The sequence below is a fragment of the Gordonia sp. i37 genome, assembly GCF_002043085.1.
Taxonomy (GTDB): Bacteria; Actinomycetota; Actinomycetes; order Mycobacteriales; family Mycobacteriaceae; genus Gordonia; species Gordonia polyisoprenivorans.
The window spans coordinates 1-3,378 of the sequence record NZ_MVPX01000555.1 but is presented as its reverse complement, the minus strand read 5'-3'; the positions used below and the strand labels follow the sequence as shown (position 1 = coordinate 3,378).

Here is a 3,378-nt window from a genome sequence, read left to right as displayed (position 1 = left end):
CCGCCCAGCCGATACCGGCGAGGAACGGACTCGCGACAATCAGTGCGACGCTCACCAAGGTCAGGTCGAAGACCCTCTTGAGCTTCCAGTACCACGTTCGGACGGCGTCGCGGCGCAGTCGGATCAACGGGATCGTGTGGATGCGGTCCATGTCCTTGTTCAGCGCGGTGAACTCGAAAAGTCGCGGTACCACGAAGATTTCACAGTCGAGTTCATCACACTCACGCAGCGGCGACACCAGGGACGAATCCGGAACCGAACTGAACGACACGAACAATGCGTCGATGTCGTACTCGTCGACGAGTTTGCGTATCCCGGTGCCCGACTGCTCGATCGCAACGCCGGTCGCCGCTAGCTCATCCATCGGGTCGACACTGACCGCCAACACCAGATCGACCCCGAGACCGGGTTGCTCGCGAGTCGCCTCGATCAGTTCGACTGCGATCATGCCGTCCCCGATCACGGCAGAACGCATGCGACGCGAGCCACTGCGGCTGCGCCGCATGCGGACGGCGGCGTAATAGAACACCCGCAGGGCGAACAGGACGAAACAGATCGCGGCGGTGTAGAGCATCGCGCGCCCGATCTCGACTCCCGGTCGAATCACCGTGACGATCAATGCACACGCGACGATCGACCAACCGGCCAATCGCGGCAGGTCGTCGAGCGCCGAGAGGGTCAGGCGTGGCCGGTAGAGTCCGGCCATGTCCAGTGCCGCGACAACGGCCGCCGCAGCTGCGATCCCCAGACCCAATTCCGTTCCACCCGAATGGAGGCCGGCGAGTACCGCCAGCGCGATCAGCACAAGTGCATCCAGGGCGGCGAGGACCGGATCATGGCGATGGGGAGCCAGCGCCGAAATCCCGCGACGGCCCGCGCCTGCGGTGTTTCGGGACATGCGGGAAATCAATTCTCCCGGCTGAACCGGGGCAGACAGATGTGGGTTATTCAGATGTTCGTGCATAGCCTTTACCCGTCGATCGGTCCGATGCCTGTCGGCGCCAGGTGGGCGCGATGATCGCCCAGAGTTCATGGTCTCCGCGTCGTCCTCGCAGATCGATGCTTGCGTAGGCCGATCCCTCACGAGTCATCCCGACGTCGTCGACGGCTGCGAGTTCCGCGGTATCGGACGGCAGGAGCAGGAGGGCCGCACGGTGCATGCCGAGATCGTCGAACACGTGACGCAGGAGGATGCCGAGGAGACGCGCGTGGAGGGGCTGCGCAGCCTCCTCATTACGCGCCGTCTCATCACTTCCCCCCGCATCACGCTCTGCCGCTTCGATGTTCGCGTTTCGTGCGCTGGACGCGATCGACAACCAGAGTTCGGCGGTCGACCGCACCCAATCGGTCGTGCGCAGACCGCACCGACCGACGAATCGGCCGTCGACGAGCACGTCGTAGTCGGTCCCCGTCACGCTCTCCCCACTGGTCCGGCGCTGCGCACGCAAGATGATCGGGTCCACGCCGGGACGTCCGAGGTCGGGCGCGGTGGGTTGCCTTCGATCGCGCCACTCGCGCCGCAGTTGTCCGGCCAGGTACCGAAGTCGTTCCCGCGCAACCAGCATGCCGGCTCCGAGATGCGCACGGCGACGGCTCGGCGCGGGGTGCTCCGAGCTGCTGCGAGTGGGCGCATTCTCGTACATTCCGAGCACCGTGTTCGCCAAGCCGTTCGGCGGTAGGTCGTCTGCGCGCAGCGACCACACTGTGTGGTCGCGGCGTTCGCCGCCCACGTGAAGGGCCTCGGCCATCACCGCCTCGACCCGCGCTCCGAGCCGTTTACATTGCCGTCCCGCGGGAGACTCCGCACCGCGATTGATGGCGATGACCCGGGTCAGACCGCACTCCCGCGTAGCGTGATCGATGAGCATGGCCACCGCGAGCGCACCGGCGCCCGGCAGTTCGGCATCCACCCATGCACCGAGTTCTGCGCTGGACTGATGGAAGTCGACCTCGCTGAGGCCGCATTGCCCACGAAGCCGCCCGTCCACATCGATGACGAGCGACAGTGCGGTCTGTTGTTTTGCCGCGGTGCGTGATTCGAGGCACTCCCGCACCCAGCGACGCCGGGTGTGGCGCTCACTCCAGGGTGCCGGGTCGGTGATCCAGAATGGCTCGATCCGTGGCTGGTCCCGGAGCCGGATACGCCGCCAGTCATCGAAATCGTCGAACCGAGCCGACCGCAGGGTGATCTCGTGTCCGGCGAGCACTCGCGGACCGATCCGGACGTTCACAAAACCTCGAAAGTCATTGTGCGCCATGATTCACCATCCTTGCCACGCGCGCTCCCACACGCGTCAACCCAGCGTTGAACAATCGAAGATCCCCGAGTAACACGTCCGCCGCGGACACCAGATCGGGATGCTCCGCGCGCAGACGACGATTGCCGTGGAACATCTCGGCCAGCTTCGACTGCGACGTCGTCTGCGCGCAGAGATTGAACCTCGAGTTGCGCCACGAGGCGAGCGCGCCCGGATCACCGTAGAACCGGCCGAACGCTGCGATCCGTGCGAAGAGATCGACATCCATCGGGAACACGAGGTCACCACGGAATCCGCCAACCCGGTCGAACAGTTCTCGCCGGAAGATGGCGCCCGCCGTCGGGCCGAAACCGGCCGGTCCCTCACGGACGACGGTGCGGAACACCGCACGTGCGTCGCGATGCCCTTCGAGCCCTTGCAGTCCGAGTCCCGATTCCTCGAGGTTCCCGAACTCATCGATGACGTCGTAACGGGACGCGGCCAAGGTGACCGAATCGTCGGCCATGACCGACGACTGCCGGTCGAGGGCATCGGGCTCGATCAGGTCGTCTGCGCAGACGACCTTCACGAGGCTGCCCGTCGAGAGCGACACCGTTCTGTTCCACGAATGGCCGATGCTCAGGAACTCGTCGGTGGAGTGGACGACGACCCGCCGATCCGACACCGACCTGGCGATCTCCTCGGTGGCGTCACTGCTGGCGTTGTTGACGACCACCAACTCGAACTCCGCATCATTTCGCAGGACGGAGTCGAGCGTGGCCTGCAGGGTACGGGCAGCGTTGTGAGCGGGTATACACACCGAGAGTGACATCAGAACCCCACTGACCGATCGACTATGGCACGCATCTTGTTTCGGAAATTGCGCCGTGAGAAGCCCTCGGCCCATCCGCGCACGCGGCTCGGGTCGTAGTCCGACGGACGAAAGGTGGTGAGTGCGTCAGCGAACGACTCGATCACTTCGTCATCGGTACCCGGAGCGACGAGCTGACCGCTGAGCTCGGGGATGACCGAGTCGAGGGCGCCACCTGCGCCGAGTGCGATGACCGGTGTGCCGGTGGCCATCGCCTCGACCGGAACGATCCCGAAGTCCTCGATCCCCGGCATGAGCAGGGCACGTGCC

Annotated in this window: 3 protein-coding genes and 1 pseudogene; all 4 read right to left on the bottom strand. The window is 65.2% G+C overall.

Translation table 11 applies throughout. The annotated features are described in order from the left end of the window. Positions 1-898, bottom strand: a pseudogene (locus B1964_RS27475) (sugar transferase); the annotation flags it as partial. A gap of 46 nt (positions 899-944) precedes the next feature. After that, positions 945-2,258 (bottom strand): GNAT family protein, encoded by a 1,314-nt coding sequence (locus tag B1964_RS27470; protein WP_079932070.1) that lies wholly within the window; start codon positions 2,256-2,258, stop codon positions 945-947. Beyond that, positions 2,245-3,069 (bottom strand): glycosyltransferase family A protein, encoded by an 825-nt coding sequence (locus B1964_RS27465; protein WP_079932069.1) that lies wholly within the window; start codon positions 3,067-3,069, stop codon positions 2,245-2,247. The genes B1964_RS27470 and B1964_RS27465 overlap by 14 nt, the downstream gene beginning before the upstream one ends. Beyond that, positions 3,069-3,378, bottom strand: a 310-nt coding sequence (locus B1964_RS27460; RefSeq protein WP_139765903.1) for a glycosyltransferase, incomplete at its 5' end; no start/stop codon positions are given. The genes B1964_RS27460 and B1964_RS27465, both read right to left, overlap by 1 nt.